Source organism: Pseudomonas sp. CFBP13509 (assembly GCF_005233485.1).
Lineage (GTDB): Bacteria > Pseudomonadota > Gammaproteobacteria > Pseudomonadales > Pseudomonadaceae > Aquipseudomonas > Aquipseudomonas marginalis.
This window is the reverse complement of the sequence record NZ_QGAA01000030.1, coordinates 21,433-37,849: the sequence shown is the minus strand read 5'-3', so window position 1 is coordinate 37,849 and position 16,417 is coordinate 21,433. Positions and strand designations below refer to the sequence as shown.

General features: G+C 63.7%; 17 protein-coding genes. 6 read left to right on the top strand and 11 right to left on the bottom strand.

Translation table 11 applies throughout. The features are described from left to right. Positions 1-190 precede the first annotated feature (190 nt). The 5 genes from PspCFBP13509_RS29840 to ribBA form a co-directional block, all read right to left on the bottom strand. Entirely contained in the window at positions 191-1,345 is a 1,155-nt protein-coding gene (locus tag PspCFBP13509_RS29840) for an ABC transporter ATP-binding protein (RefSeq protein ID WP_065926399.1), read from the bottom strand. Between the two features lie 17 nt (positions 1,346-1,362). After that, positions 1,363-2,172, bottom strand: coding sequence for an ABC transporter permease (locus tag PspCFBP13509_RS29835; protein ID WP_010567348.1), 810 nt, complete (start codon positions 2,170-2,172; stop codon positions 1,363-1,365). Positions 2,173-2,178: 6 nt separating this feature from the next. Next, positions 2,179-3,096 (bottom strand): ABC transporter permease, encoded by a 918-nt coding sequence (locus tag PspCFBP13509_RS29830; protein WP_065926398.1) that lies wholly within the window; start codon positions 3,094-3,096, stop codon positions 2,179-2,181. Continuing rightward, entirely contained in the window at positions 3,093-4,118 is a 1,026-nt protein-coding gene (locus PspCFBP13509_RS29825) for an ABC transporter substrate-binding protein (protein WP_027603596.1), read from the bottom strand. The genes PspCFBP13509_RS29830 and PspCFBP13509_RS29825 overlap by 4 nt, the downstream gene beginning before the upstream one ends. A gap of 228 nt (positions 4,119-4,346) precedes the next feature. Further along, positions 4,347-5,456, bottom strand: coding sequence for a bifunctional 3,4-dihydroxy-2-butanone-4-phosphate synthase/GTP cyclohydrolase II (gene ribBA / locus PspCFBP13509_RS29820; RefSeq protein ID WP_065946545.1), 1,110 nt, complete (start codon positions 5,454-5,456; stop codon positions 4,347-4,349). Between the two features lie 69 nt (positions 5,457-5,525). On the opposite strand from ribBA, the gene PspCFBP13509_RS29815 reads away from it, so the two are divergent. Next, on the top strand, positions 5,526-5,819 hold the full coding sequence (locus PspCFBP13509_RS29815; RefSeq protein ID WP_065926396.1) for a DUF1330 domain-containing protein: 294 nt from the start codon (positions 5,526-5,528) through the stop codon (positions 5,817-5,819). Between the two features lie 139 nt (positions 5,820-5,958). On the opposite strand, the gene PspCFBP13509_RS29810 is transcribed toward PspCFBP13509_RS29815, so the two are convergent. The 6 genes from PspCFBP13509_RS29810 to PspCFBP13509_RS29785 form a co-directional block, all read right to left on the bottom strand. Continuing rightward, on the bottom strand, positions 5,959-6,522 hold the full coding sequence (locus tag PspCFBP13509_RS29810; protein ID WP_065926395.1) for an NUDIX hydrolase: 564 nt from the start codon (positions 6,520-6,522) through the stop codon (positions 5,959-5,961). 2 nt (positions 6,523-6,524) lie between these two features. Continuing rightward, complete coding sequence (locus PspCFBP13509_RS29805; protein ID WP_027603600.1) at positions 6,525-7,277, bottom strand: GntR family transcriptional regulator; 753 nt, start codon at positions 7,275-7,277, stop codon at positions 6,525-6,527. A gap of 130 nt (positions 7,278-7,407) precedes the next feature. Then, on the bottom strand, positions 7,408-7,893 hold the full coding sequence (locus tag PspCFBP13509_RS29800) for a flavin reductase family protein (RefSeq protein WP_027603601.1): 486 nt from the start codon (positions 7,891-7,893) through the stop codon (positions 7,408-7,410). A gap of 12 nt (positions 7,894-7,905) precedes the next feature. Continuing rightward, positions 7,906-9,387, bottom strand: coding sequence for an aldehyde dehydrogenase (locus tag PspCFBP13509_RS29795; RefSeq protein WP_065946547.1), 1,482 nt, complete (start codon positions 9,385-9,387; stop codon positions 7,906-7,908). Further along, positions 9,384-10,217, bottom strand: coding sequence for an alpha/beta fold hydrolase (locus tag PspCFBP13509_RS29790; RefSeq protein ID WP_027603603.1), 834 nt, complete (start codon positions 10,215-10,217; stop codon positions 9,384-9,386). Before PspCFBP13509_RS29790 ends, PspCFBP13509_RS29795 begins: the two co-directional genes overlap by 4 nt. Before the next feature lie 39 nt (positions 10,218-10,256). Continuing rightward, on the bottom strand, positions 10,257-10,847 hold the full coding sequence (locus tag PspCFBP13509_RS29785; RefSeq protein ID WP_027603604.1) for an amino acid synthesis family protein: 591 nt from the start codon (positions 10,845-10,847) through the stop codon (positions 10,257-10,259). 183 nt (positions 10,848-11,030) lie between these two features. On the opposite strand from PspCFBP13509_RS29785, the gene ltnD reads away from it, so the two are divergent. The 5 genes from ltnD to otnI all read left to right on the top strand — a co-directional run bounded on the left by ltnD (position 11,031) and on the right by otnI (position 16,308). Then, positions 11,031-12,005, top strand: a complete 975-nt coding sequence (ltnD, locus tag PspCFBP13509_RS29780; RefSeq protein WP_256097762.1) for an L-threonate dehydrogenase — start codon at positions 11,031-11,033, stop codon at positions 12,003-12,005. A 10-nt stretch (positions 12,006-12,015) separates the two neighbouring features. After that, entirely contained in the window at positions 12,016-13,308 is a 1,293-nt protein-coding gene (otnK, locus tag PspCFBP13509_RS29775) for a 3-oxo-tetronate kinase (RefSeq protein ID WP_137213081.1), read from the top strand. Next, positions 13,305-13,949 (top strand): 3-oxo-tetronate 4-phosphate decarboxylase, encoded by a 645-nt coding sequence (gene otnC / locus PspCFBP13509_RS29770; RefSeq protein WP_065946550.1) that lies wholly within the window; start codon positions 13,305-13,307, stop codon positions 13,947-13,949. Before otnK ends, otnC begins: the two co-directional genes overlap by 4 nt. Positions 13,950-14,046: 97 nt before the next feature. Further along, complete coding sequence (locus PspCFBP13509_RS29765) at positions 14,047-15,507, top strand: GntT/GntP/DsdX family permease (protein WP_065926389.1); 1,461 nt, start codon at positions 14,047-14,049, stop codon at positions 15,505-15,507. Positions 15,508-15,522: 15 nt separating this feature from the next. After that, complete coding sequence (gene otnI / locus PspCFBP13509_RS29760) at positions 15,523-16,308, top strand: 2-oxo-tetronate isomerase (RefSeq protein ID WP_065926388.1); 786 nt, start codon at positions 15,523-15,525, stop codon at positions 16,306-16,308. Positions 16,309-16,417: the final 109 nt, after the last annotated feature.

Here is a 16,417-nt window from a genome sequence, read left to right as displayed (position 1 = left end):
GGCAAGCCCTAATGCCAGTCAGTTAAGCGTACATCGCCTCCTGTAGGAGCGAGCTTGCTCGCGAAAAACGTCAACGATAACGCGTGCTTCCTGAATGAACGCGGCGCCTGTGAGTTTTTCGCGAGCAAGCTCGCTCCTACAAAAAGCCTTAACTGACTGGCATTAGGGCAAGCCCCCTCCCACATGGGATTCAATGCGCGCCTGCGGCCTTGTTCAGATCACTCTCCGCCCACTGCGTATACACACACGCATCCGCCGTCGCCCAGCGCACACGCACCGGGTCGCCGGCCTTGAGGGGCATGCCCGCAGCGGACAGCGCCTTGACTGTCATCGATGTGCCGCCGAGGGTTTTCACTGTGCAGGTCTGGCTTTCGCCGAGGAACAGCACCTCACCCACAATCGCCGACACTTCATTCCAGCCCGCCGCCAGCGGTTGCTCAGCGGCCTGTTCGACACTCAGCGCCAGGGCTTTTTCCGGGCGTACCATCAGCAGCACATCCTGCTCGGTGTGCAGGCCGCTGGTCAGGCGGATCGACACGGATCGGCCTTCGAACGCCGCCGCCGCGTTGCCCTGGGCCTTGAGCTTGAGGAAGTTGGAGTTGCCGAGGAACGACGCCACGAACGCGTTCGGCGGGTTCTGGTACAGGTCGAAGCCGCTGCCCAGGCCGACGATCTTGCCGTGGCTGAAAATCGCGATGCGCTGGGACAGGCGCATGGCTTCTTCCTGGTCGTGGGTCACGTAGACGATGGTGATGCCCAGGCGCCGGTGCAGTTGGCGCAGTTCGTCCTGCAGGTCTTCGCGCAACTTCTTGTCGAGGGCGCCGAGGGGTTCGTCCATCAGCAGGATGCGGGGTTCGTACACCAGCGCGCGGGCGATGGCGACCCGTTGCTGTTGGCCGCCGGACAATTGCGAAGGGCGGCGATGCGCAAATTGCTCAAGCTGCACCAGCTTGAGCATGGCGTCGACGCGCTTTTCGCGTTCAGCGCTGGCCAGTTTGCGAATCGCCAGGGGGAAGGCGATATTGTCGCGCACCGACAAATGCGGGAACAGCGAGTAACGCTGGAACACCATGCCGATGTCGCGTTTGTGCGGCGGTACGTTGACCAGTGATTGGCCGCTGACCAGGATCTCGCCGCTGCTCGGTGTTTCGAAGCCGGCGAGCATCGACAGCGTGGTGCTTTTGCCCGAGCCGCTGGAGCCGAGGAAGGTGAGGAATTCGCCGTCCTGGATGTCCAGCGAGATATTGTCCACGGCAGCGAATTCGCCGTAGTGCTTGTTCAGGTTGCGCAGGCTGACCAGGGGTTGGCCATGGCTCTGCGCGACATCGTTGATCACTGCACTCATGTTCTTCTCCTCGGCGCTCAAGCGCGGGTTTCGGTACGCCGGCGAACGGCGGCGGCAATCACCATGACCAGCACCGAGAGGCCGATCAGCAGCGTCGACGCGACGGCGATCACAGGCGTCAGGTCCTGGCGCAGGGTGGTCCACATTTTTACGGGAAGGGTTTGCAGGGTCGGGCTGGCCATCATCACGCTGAGCACCACTTCGTCCCACGAGACCAGGAAGGCGAACAGCGCACCGGCGACCATCCCCGGACGAATCGCCGGAAAGGTCACCTTGAACACCGCCTGCAACCGCGAGGCGCCGCAGATCACCGCCGCGTCTTCGATCGACTGGTCGAACAGTTTCAGCGAGTTGATGATCGAGATGATGGTGAACGGCAGCGCCACGATCACATGGCTGACCACAAAGGCGAACATCGTGCCGGTGTAGCCAAGCTTCAGGAACAGCGCGTACACCGCCACGGCGATGATCACCAGCGGCACGATCATCGGCAGGGTGAACAGGCCGTAGAGCAATTCACGGCCGGGGAAGCGCCCGCGCACCAGGGCAAAGGCGGTGGGCAGGCCGAGGGCGACGGCGAATACGGTGGTCAGCACGGCCACCTTGAGGCTGGCCATGGCTGCGTTCATCCAGTCGGCGTTGGAGAAGAACTGGCCGTACCATTTCAGCGTCCAGCCCGGCGGCGGGAACACCAGCCATTGCGACGAGCCGAACGACAGCAGCACGATGAACACGATCGGCAGCAGCAGGAACAGGCCGATCAACCCGGTGGTGGTGTAGAGGCCCAAGCGCATCCTGCGGCTCATGGCATTGGGGGTCAGGAGCATGACGGCTTACCTCGCGTTGCTGGCGCCAACCGGGGATTCCGGCTGAAGCTTCAGGTAGAAGTAGAACAGCACCAGAGTGATGAAGATCAGCAACGCGGCGCCGGCACTGGCCAGGCCCCAATTGAGGAACGATTGCACCTGCTGGATGATGAACTCGGGCAGCATCATGTTCTGCGCACCGCCGAGCAGTGCCGGGGTGACGTAGTAACCGAGGGACATCACGAACACCATCAGGCCGCCGGAGAACAACCCCGGCCGGCACAGCGGCAGGAACACGCGGAAGAAGTTGGTCCACGGGCTCGCGCCGCAGATCGAGCCGGCCTGCAGGATCATCGGGTCGATGGCCTGCATGGTCGCCTGCAATGGCAGCACGATGAACGGGATCATGATGTAGCTCATGCCGATCACCACGCCGGTGAGGTTATGCACCATCTCCAGGGGCACATCGATGATGCCCATGGCCATCAGCGCCTTGTTGATCACCCCGGAGGCTTGCAGCAAGACCAGCCAGGAGTAAGTGCGGGCGAGCAGGCTGGTCCACATCGACAGCAGCACAATATTCAGGATCCAGCGTCCCCAGCCGCGCGGCACCAGGGTGATCGCCCAGGCCAGCGGAAAGCCCAGCAGCAGGCTGAACAGGGTCACCAGGCCCGCCACCGAAAAGGTGTTGAGCAGCACCCGTGCATAGGCCGAGTTGGCGAACAGCTGTTCATAGTTGCCCAGGCCCGGCACCGGCTCCAGCACACCGCGCAGCAGCAGGCCGATCAGCGGCGCCAGGAAGAACAGGCCGAGGAACAGCAGGGCCGGGATCAGGTTGCTCGAGCCCCGCCAGCGCTGTGCCAGGGACGGCGCCCCGGCCTTGGGCGAAACCGCGCCGGCAGCGCCGAGGGCGCTCCCGGTCGGTGTGGTTGCCGTCATTTTCATTTGACTAGCCATTCATTCCACCGTGTCGCAATGGCCGGACCGTTCTTGGCCCAGTAGGCGAAATCGAGGGTGATCTGGTCCTTGACGTAGGCAGTCGGCAGGTTCGGCGCGAGCACCGAATCCAGGCGCTGCACGCTGTCGATGTTCACCGGTGCGTAGGCGGTCAGGTTGGAGAAATCTGCCTGGCCCTTGGCGCTGCTGGCGTTGGCCAGGAACTTCATCGCCGCCGCTTTGTTTTTCGATCCTTTAGGCACGACGAGGATGTCGGCCATGACCAGGTTCTGCTTCCAGCTCACGCCCACGGGCGCGCCGTCTTCCTGCAGGGCGTGGATGCGACCGTTCCAGAACTGGCCCATGCTGACTTCGCCGGAGGCCAACAACTGTTGCGACTGCGCACCGCCGCCCCACCAGACGATGTCTTTCTTGATGGTGTCGAGTTTCTTGAAGGCGCGGTCCAGGTCCAGGGGGTAGAGCTTGTCGGCCGGGACGCCGTCGGCCAGCAGCGCCAGTTCGAGCACGCCGGGGCTTGGCCATTTGTAGAGGGCGCGCTTGCCGGGGTAGGTCTTGGTGTCGAACAGCGCGGTCCAGTCCTGGGGCTTGCCGGCGCCGAGCTTGCCTTCGTTGTAGCCGAGCACGAAGGAGAAGAAGAACGAGCCCACGCCATGGTCGGAGACGAAGCGCGGGTCGATCTTGTCGCGCTGGATCACCGAGAAGTCGAGGGGTTCGAGCAGGCCTTCGGCGGCGGCGCGCAAGGCAAAGTCGGCCTCGACATCCACCACGTCCCACTGCACGTTGCCGCTTTCGACCATAGCCTTGAGTTTGCCGTAGTCGGTGGGGCCATCCTGGACCACGGTAATGCCGCTGGCCTTGCTGAACGGGTCGGCCCAGGCCTGCTTCTGCGCATCCTGGGTGCTACCGCCCCAGCTCACGAAATTGACGCTTTCGGCCGCCATGGCCGCGTGAGTGGCCGTGGCCAATAAACCCGCGAACAGCACTGCGGTTGCACGTTTGTTCAACACCATTTTCACGCCCTCATTTGTTTTGTTATTGAGCGGGCTTGGTAATGCCCGCCTATCGGGAGCAGTAGGTCCATCCGGGGCCTCTAATCGAGGCCCCAAAAGGCGACCGTGCCAAGGGCTGTTATTGGTGCTCTCCCTGGCGGGCGCACTTGGCGGAAGCGTTCGGTCTATGGAATATCATATTATGGTATTCCAAACTTTGTGCAAGCATTTTGCCTTACCGGTTATCCGTCATTCGGTGAAGGGAATGCTCTCGACCACCTCCAGGTCGTAGCCGGTCAGCCCGGCGTATTTGAGGGGCGGGCCGAGGTGACGCAACTTGCCGACGCCGAGGTCCTGCAAGATCTGCGCCCCGGTGCCCACTTCGGAATAGATGCGCGACTGCGAGCGGTTGAACTGACGCGGTGCCTGGGTCAGTTGCGGCACGCGTTCCAGCAGCGCCTGGGACGACTCATGGTTGGCCAGCACCACCACCACGCCGCTGCCTTCAGCGGCGACACGTTGCAAGGCCGCCCACAGCGTCCAGTTGGACGGGCCGCTGTAGTCGGCACCGACCAGGTCGCGCAGCGGGTCGATCACATGCACGCGCACCAGCGCCGGGGTATCGCGGCGCAACTGGCCCATCACCATGGCCATGTGCACGCCGCCGTCGATGCGGTCTTCAAAGGTGATCAGGCGGAACGTGCCGTGCACCGTGGGCAGGTCGCGTTCGCCGATGCGCACCACGGTGCGTTCGGTGCTGAGGCGGTAGTGGATCAGGTCGGCGATGGTGCCGATCTTGATGCCGTGCTTGCGCGCGAAGATTTCCAGGTCGGGGCGGCGGGCCATGGTGCCGTCGTCGTTCATCACTTCGACGATCACCGACGCCGGGGTGTGCCCGGCCAGGCGCGCCAAGTCGCAGCCGGCTTCGGTGTGGCCGGCGCGCGTCAACACGCCGCCATCCTTGGCGCGCAACGGGAAGATATGCCCCGGCTGCACGATGTCGGCCGGCCCGGCATTGACATCTACGGCCGCTGCCACGGTGCGTGCGCGGTCGGCGGCGGAGATGCCGGTAGTCACGCCGCTGGCGGCTTCGATGGACACGGTAAACGCGGTGCTGAACACGCTGCCATTGCTCGGCACCATCTGTTCCAGGCCCAGGCGCTGGCAGTGTTCGTCGGTGAGGGTCAGGCAGATCAGGCCACGGGCTTCGCGAGCCATGAAACTGATAGTCTCGGCGGTACAGCAGGCCGCAGGCAGCAACAGGTCGCCTTCGTTTTCCCGGTCTTCGTCGTCCACCAGGAGCACCATCTTGCCTTGGCGGTAGTCTTCGATGATGTCTGCGATGCTGTTGAAGGACATGGAGAGTGCTCGATTTGTTGGTTGTATGTATTATGGTATACCACAAAAACTCAACAAGAGGATGTCACGATGAAGGCCTACTGGATTGCGCATGTGGATGTGTCCGATGCCGAGCAATACACGCAGTACACCCAGCGCGCGCCGGCGGCGTTTGCGAAGTTTGGCGGGCGGTTCCTGGCCAGGGGCGGGCGCAGCGAGGCAATGGAAGGCGGGCCGGCACGGCAGCGTAATGTGGTGATTGAGTTTGAGAGCTATGAGCAGGCGGTGGCGTGTTATGAGTCCGCTGAATATCAGGAGGCGAAGGCGCACCGTGAAGGGGCGGGGCTGGCGCAGATCATCATTGTGGAAGGGCTAGCACCCTAGGTCATCAGGCCGAACATGGGCCAAATGTGGGAGGGGGCTTGCTCCCGATAGAGGTCTGTCAGCTACAAGGATGCTGACTGATACACCGCTATCGGGAGCAAGCCCCCTCCCACATTTTGATCCGTGTTTAGCCGTGAGATCAGCGGATAAAGTGGATCTTGCCGCTGTCGTCATTACCGATATAGATGCCATACACCCCAGCCTGGCGTTCCTCGATATACCGTTCGAGAATCTGCCGGATCGCCGGGTAGTAGATGCTCTCCCAGGGAATCTCCTCGGGCGCGAAGAACTTGTAGTCGAGGGTTTCCGGGCCGAACTGGCCGGTGATCTCCAGCGCGATGGCGCGGAAGATGATGTACACCTCGCTGATCCTGGGCACGCTGAAGATCGAGTAGGGCGAGAGGATCTCGGCGCGTACGCCGCTTTCTTCCCAGACTTCACGCAACGCCGCCTGCTCAGTGGTTTCGCCACCTTCCATAAAGCCGGCAGGCAAGGTCCAGGTGCCCGGGCGGGGCGGGATCGCCCGTTGGCACAGCAGGTATTTGCCGTCCTGCTCGATGATGCAGCCGGCGATGATCTTGGGGTTGATGTAGTGGATATAGCCGCAGCCCCGGCACATCAGGCGCTCATGGGTATCGCCCGGTGGCAGCTGGTGACCGAGGTCACTGCCGCCGCATGTCGGGCAAAAACTGGGGCTGGCCAAGGTCAGTGACCTATGCGCGGTTCTTTCAGCGCGATGGGCAGGGTGATTTCCGGAATCTTGCCGGTTTCTTCCTGTTTGCGCTTGAGGTAGTCCAGGGCCACAGCGGCGGCGGCGCGCACGTGATCGACGCAGGCCTGGTGGGCCGCCAGCGGGTCGCCGCTCTTGATCGCCTGGACCATGCGTTCCATTTCCTGGTTACTGGTGCCGCGACGGTTTTCCTGGGACACCGAGGTGGCGCGCAGGTAGCTGATGCGCGCTTGCAACTGGCGCAACTGGGTGGCCGCCACATGGTTGCCCGAACCTTCAAGCAGCACGTCGTAGAAGCCCTGGACCGAGTCGATGACCTGTTGCAGCTCACCGTCCTTGAGGGCCTTGCGGTTTTCTTCCAGGGCTTTTTCCAGGGCTTTGATGTCCTTGGCCTTGGCGCGCAGGGTAAACAGCTGCACGATCAAGCCTTCGAGCACGCAGCGCAGTTCATAGATGTCGACGGCGTCGGCCAGGGTGATGATCGCCACCTGCGGGCCCTTGGCATCGGCGAATTCCACCAGGCCTTCGGACTCCAGGTGACGCAAGGCTTCGCGTACCGAGGTGCGGCTGACGCCGAGGCGGTCGCACAGGTCGCGCTCCACCAGGCGGTCACCGGGCAGCAGTTGGAAGTTCATGATGGCGCTGCGCAGTTTTTCCAGCACGATTTCGCGCAGGGTGACCGGGTTGTGATTGACCTTGAAGCTGTCGTCGAGGGGCGCGCGTTTCATGGGGTCTGCTCTGAATTTAGCGGTTAACTGGAGGCCTCGGCCGGCCGGGGCCGATTGAGGGCCGAAAATCGTGCCCAAGTTTATCATGCTGCGTTCCTTAAGCGACAAACCCTCACGGCCCCCGCGCGCCTCAGGCCAGGGCCGGCAGCGGGCCCAGCTTGCCCTTGTGGTAGATCATCGGCGTGACCGGCTCCTTGGGCAGGATCAGGTTCTTTACCGCGCCGACGATGATCGCGTGATCGCCGCCGTCGTATTCGCGCCACAGTTCGCACTCAATGATCGCCGTGGCCTTGGCCAGCAGCGGGTTGCCCAACTCGCTCAGGTGCCACTCGATGCCCTTGGCCTTTTCCTTGCCTTTGCTGGCGAAAGCATAGGCCTCGGCGGTCTGGTCGGCGGACAGCAAGTGGATCGCGAAGCGCTTGCTGTCGCGCAGGATCGGGTAGGTGTCCGACCCATAGTTAGGGCAGAACAGCACCAGCGCCGGGTCGATCGACAGCGCGCTGAACGCACTGGCGGTAATGCCGACGATACCGCCGTCCGGGTCGAGGGTGGTGACCACCGTGACCCCGGAGGGGAATGAGCTCATGACGTCTTTGTAAATGCCGGGTTCGATCATGGTCGGGGTCTCTTAGCGCATCACGAAAGGATCAGGCATGGGCGCCTGGGAGAGGTTGATCCACACCGTCTTCAGCTCGGTGTAGGCGAGCACCGAATCAATGCCGCTTTCACGGCCGTAGCCGCTGTTCTTGAAGCCGCCGATAGGCGCCATTGCCGACACGGCACGGTAGGTGTTGACCCAGATGATCCCCGAGCGCACGTCCCGCGCCAGGCGGTGGGCGCGGCCGAGGTCGCGGGTCCAGATGCCGGCGGCGAGGCCGAATTGCGAGTCGTTGGCGATGGCCAGCGCTTCGGCTTCGTCCTTGAAACGGATGACCGAGGCCACCGGGCCGAACACTTCTTCCTGCATGATCTTCATCGAGTTGCTGTCGCACTCGAACAAGGTTGGCTCATAGAACCAGCCTTCACCGAGGTTCTGCGGGCGTTTGCCACCGGTGCGCAGGCGCGCGCCTTCAGCGATGGCATCGGCGACCAAGCCCTCGACCACGGCCAGTTGCTGCGCGGTGGCCATGGGCCCCATTTCGCTGGCGTCGTCCTGGGGGTTGCCGATGCGGATGCGCTCGGCACGTGCCACCAGGCGCTCGACGAATTCGTCGTAGATCTCATCCTGCACCAGCAGGCGCGAACCGGACACGCAGCTCTGCCCGGACGCCGCGTAGATACCGGCAATCGCACCGTTGATGGCGCTGTCGAGGTCGGCGTCGGCAAAGATGATATTCGGCGATTTGCCGCCCAGTTCCAGGGACAGCCTGGCGAAGTTCTCCGCGCTGCTGCGCACCACGTGGCGGGCCGTGGCCGCGCCGCCGGTGAAGGCGATCTTGCGTACCAGTGGGTGGCGGGTGAGGGCGGCGCCGGTGCTGGGGCCGTAGCCGGTGACCACGTTGACCACGCCCGCTGGGATCCCGGCTTCGAGGGCCAGGCGCGCGAGTTCGAGGATGGTCGCCGAGGCGTGTTCCGACGGTTTGATCACGATGGTATTGCCCGCCGCCAGGGCCGGCGCGAGTTTGATCGCGGTCAGGTACAGCGGGCTGTTCCACGGAATGATCGCGGCGACCACGCCCATGGCTTCGTGCACGGTGTAGGCGAACAGGTCCGGCTTGTCCAGCGGCAGGGTGCCGCCTTCGAGCTTGTCGGCCAGGCCGGCGGTGTAGTGGAAAAACTCCGGCAGGTAGCTGACCTGGCCACGGGTTTCGCGGATCAACTTGCCGTTATCGCGGCTTTCGAGCTGGGCCAGTTGCTCCTTGTTGTCGGCGATCAGGTCACCCAGGCGGCGCAGCAATTTGCCCCGTGCGGTGGCGGTGAGGCCACGCCAGGCCGGGCTGTCGAAGGCGCTTTGGGCGGCCTGCACGGCGCGCTCCACATCGGCCTCATCGGCGTCGGGCAGTTGCGCCCAGGGTTCGGCCAGGGCCGGGTTGAGGCTGTCGAAAGTCTTGCCGGACAGGGCATCGACCCATTCACCGCCGATGCACATCTGGAAGCGTGCGAGTGTCATGCAACGATCCCCTTGATTGGATTGTTTTGGGCGTACACCGTGTCGAGGAAGCCCAGCAGCAGCTGGTTGACCAGGCGTGGCGATTCTACCGGCATCATATGCCGTTGCTCGGCCAGCACCGCAACGGTGGCGCCGGGAATACGATCGGCCAGTTGCCGGGCCATTTCCGGGGTTGAACCGGGGTCGAGTTCGCCGGTGGCGACCAGGGTCGGTACGCGCAAGCCCTTGAGGTCGTCGGCGCGGTACATGTCCTGGGTCGCAAACAGTTCGTAGGTAGTCAGGTAGCCCTGGGGGTCGTTGCCCGCCAGGGTTTCACGCAGGGCGGCGATCTGCGCCGGGTTGGCCGCCTGGTATTCACGGCTGAACCAGCGCGACAGCGCAGCTTCGGCATTCGCATCCGGGCCGTGTTCGGCGGCCTGGGCGGTGCGTGCGATCACGCCGGCACGCTGTTCGGGGCTGCGGTTGAACACACTGTTGAGCACTACCAGGGATGTGAGGCGCTCGGGGTAGTGCAGGGCAAACGCCCGGGCGACCAGGCCGCCCATGGAAAAACCGATCACCGTGGCCTGGGGCAATTGCAGGTGGTCGAGCAGCTCCAGCAACTGATCGGCATACCCCAGCAGCGGCGTGCCGGCGGCCGGGCGCGGGCTGGCGCCATGGCCGAGCATGTCATAGGTGATCACGCGGTAATTCGTGGCCAGGCCAACGACTTGCCCGCCCCACATTTCTTTATTCAGGCCCACGCCGTGGATCAAAACCACAGGCTGGCCTTGGCCGGTCGCCAGATAACTGGTGCCAGCCGGGGTGCGTTCAGCGGTGAGCCGAATCATGGAGCGCTCCTGCATGCTTTTTGTTTTGGCCGGTCTTGCTTACTGGGCTTTTTCAGCGGCCAGCTCTTCCAGGTCGATATAGCGGTTGCCGATACGAGGGTGCAGGCGGCCGCCATCGGCGCAGCCCAATACCACGACGATTTCATCGGCACGCGGCGAATCCTCGATGTGCATTTCCAGGGTGATGTAGTGCGAACGCAGGCCTTCGTCGTCCTTGTGCATCATCGGGATCTGGATCGAGGTGCCCGGGCCGCCGCGCTTGTTGGTGAAGCTCAGGTAGCTCTTGGCCTTGACCGCTTCACGGTAGTGATTGCCGAAGCGCAGGGTATGGATGATCGCGCTGGCGTGTTCGATCTCGCCATCGGCCCCGACCACAGCAGCCTTGCCATACGCCTCGATGTTTTCGGCGCCGCCAATGATGCCCACCAGGCGCTCGACCATCAGCGCGCCGAGGTCGGAGCAATTGGCCCGGATCTCCGGCTTGAGGTCTTCGACGAAGCCACGACCCAGCCATGGATTCTTCAGCACCACGGCGAGGCCGACCATCTTCACCGGGGTATCCGAGGCCTTGCCGCCTTCGATAAAGGTTTCTTCAACGTAGCTGACGATCTTGCGAATTTCGAAACTCATGAGCGGCTCCATCAGGTGTGGGGGAGTGGATTGCGTATGATGGTATACCATAATACGCAAAGCACAAGCGTCGCAAATGAGTTTGCGTGGGTAAGGCGATAAAGGGGGTGTGAAATTCTTCTTGGGGCGATGTTAAAAAATGTTAGATCGAAAAAATACTTCACATAATCCGTTCATTGGTGGATGATCGATCCCAATTCCAACGCGGCTCGCCGGTGTGGTGTCAGCCGCCGTTTTCCCCTGGAGTACCCCATGAATAATAAGAATGTCGGTGTGATCGGTCTGGGCGCGATGGGGCTGGGCATTGCCCGCTCGCTGTTGCGCGCAGGTTTCAATGTGCATGCCTGTGATGTACGCGAGGCGGTTACCCGGCAGTTCGCCGGCGAAGGCGGGGTGGCGTGCGCGTCGCCGGCGCAGATGGCCGAGGCCTGTGATGTGCTCATCACCGTGGTGGTCAACGCCGAGCAGACCGAGACCGTGCTGTTTGGTGAGGGCGGTGCCGTGGCGGCGCTGCGTCCCGCCAGCCTGGTGATCGGCTGTGCCACCGTGGCCCCGACCTACGCCGTGGACCTCGGCCAGCGCTTGGGCGAACACGGCCTGCTGTACCTGGATGCGCCGATTTCCGGCGGTGCGGCCAAGGCCGCCGCCGGTGAGATGACCATGATGACCTCCGGCCCGCAGGCCGCTTATGCCAAGGCCGATGCAGTGCTGGCGGGCATGGCCGGCAAGGTGTATCGCCTGGGCGACGTCCATGGTTTGGGCTCCAAGGTCAAGATCATCAACCAGTTGCTCGCCGGCGTGCACATCGCCGCCTCCGCCGAAGCCATGGCCCTGGGCCTGCGCGAAGGCGTGGACGCCGATGCCTTGTACGAGGTGATCACCCACAGCGCCGGCAATTCCTGGATGTTCGAAAACCGCGTGCCGCACATTCTCAAGGCCGACTACACGCCACTGTCGGCGGTGGATATTTTCGTCAAGGACCTCGGCCTGGTGCTGGATACCGCGCGTGCGAGCAAATTCCCGCTGCCGTTGTCGGCCACTGCGCACCAGATGTTCATGCAGGCTTCCAGCGCCGGTTTTGGCCGCGAGGACGACTCGGCGGTGATCAAGATTTTCCCCGGCATCGACCTGCCGACTGCCAAGCCCGAGCCGGTGTAAGGAACGCTTTATGACTAACCACACCACGCGCCCGTTGCTGGGCTGCATCGCCGACGATTTCACCGGCGCCACCGACCTGGCCAACATGCTGGTGCGCGGCGGTATGCGCACGGTGCAGAGCATTGGCATCCCCAGCCGCGAAGTCGCGGACGGGCTGGATGCGGACGCCATCGTCATCGCCCTCAAGTCGCGTACCACGCCGGTCGCAGAGGCTGTGGAGGAATCCCTGGCCGCGCTGGACTGGCTGCGCGAGCAGGGCTGCGAACAGATTTTCTTCAAGTATTGCTCGACCTTTGACTCCACTGCCGCCGGCAATATCGGCCAGGTCAGCGAGGCCTTGCTCAAGGCGCTGGGCAGTGATTTCACCCTGGCCTGCCCGGCGTTCCCGGAAAACGGCCGGACGATTTTCCGTGGCCACCTGTTTGTGCAGGACCAGTTGCTCAATGAGTCGGGCATGCAACATCACCCGCTGACGCCCATGGGCGACGCGAATCTGGTGCGCGTGCTGCAGAGCCAGACGCAACTGCCGGTCGGGCTGCTGCGGTACGACAGCATCGCCGCGGGCGTCGAGGCGACCCGTAAAAAAATCGCCGAACTGCGCGAGCAAGGCGTGGGCATTGCCATCGCCGATGCGCTGTCCGATCAAGACCTCTACACCCTCGGCAGCGCCTGCGCCGACTTGCCTTTGCTCACGGGTGGCTCGGGCCTGGCCTTGGGTTTGCCAGGCAATTTCCGCCGTGCCGGTAAGCTGCGCGACTTCGATGCGGCGACGCTGCCGACTATCAGCGGTGGCGAGGTGGTGCTCGCCGGCAGTGCCTCGGTAGCGACCCTCGGCCAGGTCGCGGCCTGGTGCGAGGCGGGCCGCCCGGCATTGCGCATTGATCCCATCGCCCTGGCTGCCGGTGAACCGGTGGTGGCGCAGGCGCTGGCGTTTGCCCGCGACAGCGCACACACCGTATTGATCTACGCCACCAGCACCCCCGCCGAGGTCAAGGCCGTGCAAGAGCGGCTCGGCGTCGAACGCGCCGGGGCCCTGGTGGAGAACGCCTTGGGCGAGATCGCCGCGGGCTTGCGCGAGCAAGGCGTGCGGCGTTTCGTGATCGCCGGCGGGGAAACCTCCGGCTCGGTGGTCAAGGCCCTCGGCGTCAACCTATTGCAGATTGGTGCGCAGATCGACCCTGGCGTGCCGGCCACCGTCAGCAGTTCCGCCGAGCCGCTGGCGCTGGCGCTCAAATCCGGCAACTTCGGTGGCCGTGAGTTCTTCGCCAAAGCCCTCGCGCACCTGGCCGGAGGTGCCCAGTGACTGGCATCGACGAACAGGCCCTGCGCGAAGAAATCTGCGATGTCGGCCACAGCCTGTACCAGCGTGGCTACACCGTCGGCAGCGCCGGCAATATCAGTGCGCGCCTCGACGATGGCTGGCTGATCACCCCCACCGATGTCTGCCTCGGGCGCCTCGTGCCAGGCGCTATTGCCAAGGTCAACCTGAAGGGCGAGTGGGTGTCCGGGGACAAACCGTCCAAGACCCTGGCCCTGCATCGCCAGGTGTATGACCGCAACCCCTCGGTGGGCGGTGTGGTGCACACCCACTCCACCCACCTGGTTGCGCTGACCCTGGCAGGCGTGTGGAGCGCGGAGGATATCTTGCCGCCGCTCACGCCTTACCAGGTGATGAAGGTCGGTCATATTCCCTTGATCGGCTATCAGCGTCCGGGTTCGCCCAAGGTCGCCGAGCAGGTCGCGCAGCTGGCCAACAGCGTGCGGGGGGTGATGCTCGAACGCCTGGGGCCGGTGGTCTGGGAGAGTTCGGTGGCCAAGGCCAGCTACGCCCTGGAAGAGTTGGAAGAAACCGCACGGTTGTGGTTGATGAGCAACCCCCGGCCGGCGCCGTTGGATCAGGCTGCACTGGATGAATTGCGCGAGACCTTCGGCGCGCACTGGTAACCCGCAAGACGACACGGCAAGTGCTGCCCGAGCGCCTGGTTTGACGCTCGACGGACCCGGCTTGCCTAAAAAAACAATAACAACAGGACATTCTTGAATGAGCCCACTGATTTTGATGTTGACCGCTGGCGCGGGTATCGCGCTGCTGCTGTTTCTGGTCCTCAGGTATAAATTCCAGCCGTTTGTCGCGTTGATGCTGGTGAGTATCGTGGTGGCGCTGGTGGCCGGGGTGAAACCGGCTGACCTGGTGGCGACGATCGAGGGCGGCATGGGCAAGACCCTTGGCCATATCGCGATCATCATTGCCCTGGGCGCGATGATCGGGCGGATCATCGAGCTGTCCGGCGGTGCCGAGGCCCTGGCCAAGTCGTTGATCGAGCGCTTCGGCAACAGCCGTACGCCGCTGGCGCTGACCATCGCCGGGTTCATCATCGGCGTGCCGGTGTTCTTTGAAGTCGGGGTGATCATCCTGATGCCGTTGGCCTATGGCGTGGCACGCCGGGCGCGCAAGCCGCTGCTGGTGTTCGCCTTGCCGATGTGTGCGGCGCTGCTCACCGTGCATGCGTTCCTGCCGCCCCATCCGGGCGCCGTGGCCGCCGCCAGCCAACTGGGCGCCGACTTGGGCCGGGTACTGATGTTCGGCCTGCCGATCACCGCGTTGCTGTGCTACATCGGCTACCGCGTGGCGGGGCGCATGACCCGACGCTTCTATCCGATGACTGACGATATCCGTGCAGAAGTCTATGGCCCTCACGTGACCAATGAAGACCTGCGGGCCTGGGCCAACGGCAATCACCAGGCGGTGCAACAGAGCGCTGTGGCCGAGTCCCCTATGGGCCTGGAAGAGTCCACCAGCGCCATCGCCGCCAAGCTGCCGGCGGCGCCTGCACCCGGTTTTGGCCTGATTGTGAGCCTGATCCTGCTGCCGATTGTGCTGATTTTGCTGGGCACCCTGGCCACGTCGCTGCTGCCGATCGAATCGGCGTTGCGTGGGGTGATGACCGTGCTGGGCGCGCCGTTGGTGGCGCTGCTGATCGACACCTTGCTGTGCGCCTGGTTGCTGGGTTCGCGCCGTGGCTGGAGCCGCAGCCAGGTGTCGGATGTGATCGGCTCGGCGTTGCCGGGCGTGGCCATGGTGATCCTGATCGCCGGCGCCGGTGGCGTGTTCGGCAAGGTGCTGGTGGACACCGGCATCGGCGCGGTAGTCTCCGACATGCTGCGCACCACCGGCCTGCCGGTGCTGGCCCTGGGCTTTTTACTGACCATGTTGCTGCGCGCGGTGCAGGGGTCGACCACCGTGGCCCTGGTGACCACGGCAGGGATCATCAGCCCGCTGATCGTGACCCTCAACCTCACGCCCAACCACCTGGCGCTGCTGTGCCTGGCCATGGGCGGTGGCGGGCTGGCGATGTCGCATATCAACGACGCCGGCTACTGGATCTTCACCAAGCTCGCCGGGCTCAACGTGGCCGACGGTCTGCGCACGTGGACGGTGATCACCACCTTGCTCGGTACCTTGGGTTTCGTGATTACATTGTTGATCTGGCCTTTTGTCTGATTTCCAGGAGTTTCTATGCCTCGTTTTGCCGCCAACCTGAGCATGCTTTACCCGCAACATGACTTTCTCGAGCGCTTTAGTGCCGCGAAGGCCGATGGTTTTGACGCGGTGGAATACCTGTTCCCCTATGACTACAGCGCCGAGGCACTCAAGCAACGCCTGAGTGACAACGGCCTGGTCCAGGCCCTGTTCAATGCACCACCGGGCGATTGGGCGGCGGGGGAGCGCGGTATCGCCTCGCTGCCGGGGCGTGAGGCCGAGTTTCGCAGTGGCTTCGACCGGGCCCTGGAATACGCCGCCGTGCTCGGCAACGACCGCGTGCACGTCATGGCCGGCTTGCTGCCCTCGGAAAGCCTGCGCCAGCGCCATCAGGCCGTGTACCTGGAAAACCTCGCCTACGCCAGCGCCGCTGCGGCTGAGGTTGGCGTCACCGTGTTGCTGGAACCGATCAACACCCGCGACATGCCGGGGTTTTTCCTCAATCGCCAGGACCAGGCCCACGCCATCTGCCGGGAGGTCGGCGCGCGCAACCTCAAGGTGCAGTTCGACTGCTACCACTGCCAGATCGTCGAAGGCGACTTGGCCACCAAGCTGCGTCGCGATTTCGACGGCATTGGCCATATCCAGATTGCCGGGGTACCGGACCGTCACGAGCCTGACCTGGGCGAGCTGAACTATGGGTTCCTGTTCGAACTGATGGACCAGTTGGGCTACGACGGCTGGGTCGGCTGCGAATACCGGCCAAAGGGCGACACCTCGGCGGGCCTGCAATGGTTGCGGGACTGGAAAGCGGCTCGGTAGTCGACGAGCCTCTGTGTCGGTTCGGTTCAAATGTGGGAGGGCGGTGCGACGATTCGACTTGCCCCCGATAGCGGTGTGTCAACCAACACACCTGCCAACCCTGCCACCG

Bases quoted from the DNA above. Each gene is read 5' to 3' on its own strand.
- PspCFBP13509_RS29840 (WP_065926399.1), bottom strand. From the start codon at position 1,345: ATGAGTGCAGTGATCAACGATGTCGCGCAGAGCCATGGCCAACCCCTG.
- PspCFBP13509_RS29835 (WP_010567348.1), bottom strand. From the start codon at position 2,172: ATGCTCCTGACCCCCAATGCCATGAGCCGCAGGATGCGCTTGGGCCTC.
- PspCFBP13509_RS29830 (WP_065926398.1), bottom strand. From the start codon at position 3,096: ATGAAAATGACGGCAACCACACCGACCGGGAGCGCCCTCGGCGCTGCC.
- PspCFBP13509_RS29825 (WP_027603596.1), bottom strand. From the start codon at position 4,118: ATGGTGTTGAACAAACGTGCAACCGCAGTGCTGTTCGCGGGTTTATTG.
- ribBA (WP_065946545.1), bottom strand. From the start codon at position 5,456: ATGTCCTTCAACAGCATCGCAGACATCATCGAAGACTACCGCCAAGGC.
- PspCFBP13509_RS29815 (WP_065926396.1), top strand. From the start codon at position 5,526: ATGAAGGCCTACTGGATTGCGCATGTGGATGTGTCCGATGCCGAGCAA.
- PspCFBP13509_RS29805 (WP_027603600.1), bottom strand. From the start codon at position 7,277: ATGAAACGCGCGCCCCTCGACGACAGCTTCAAGGTCAATCACAACCCG.
- PspCFBP13509_RS29800 (WP_027603601.1), bottom strand. From the start codon at position 7,893: ATGATCGAACCCGGCATTTACAAAGACGTCATGAGCTCATTCCCCTCC.
- PspCFBP13509_RS29795 (WP_065946547.1), bottom strand. From the start codon at position 9,387: ATGACACTCGCACGCTTCCAGATGTGCATCGGCGGTGAATGGGTCGAT.
- PspCFBP13509_RS29790 (WP_027603603.1), bottom strand. From the start codon at position 10,217: ATGATTCGGCTCACCGCTGAACGCACCCCGGCTGGCACCAGTTATCTG.
- PspCFBP13509_RS29785 (WP_027603604.1), bottom strand. From the start codon at position 10,847: ATGAGTTTCGAAATTCGCAAGATCGTCAGCTACGTTGAAGAAACCTTT.
- ltnD (WP_256097762.1), top strand. From the start codon at position 11,031: ATGATCGATCCCAATTCCAACGCGGCTCGCCGGTGTGGTGTCAGCCGC.
- otnK (WP_137213081.1), top strand. From the start codon at position 12,016: ATGACTAACCACACCACGCGCCCGTTGCTGGGCTGCATCGCCGACGAT.
- PspCFBP13509_RS29765 (WP_065926389.1), top strand. From the start codon at position 14,047: ATGAGCCCACTGATTTTGATGTTGACCGCTGGCGCGGGTATCGCGCTG.
- otnI (WP_065926388.1), top strand. From the start codon at position 15,523: ATGCCTCGTTTTGCCGCCAACCTGAGCATGCTTTACCCGCAACATGAC.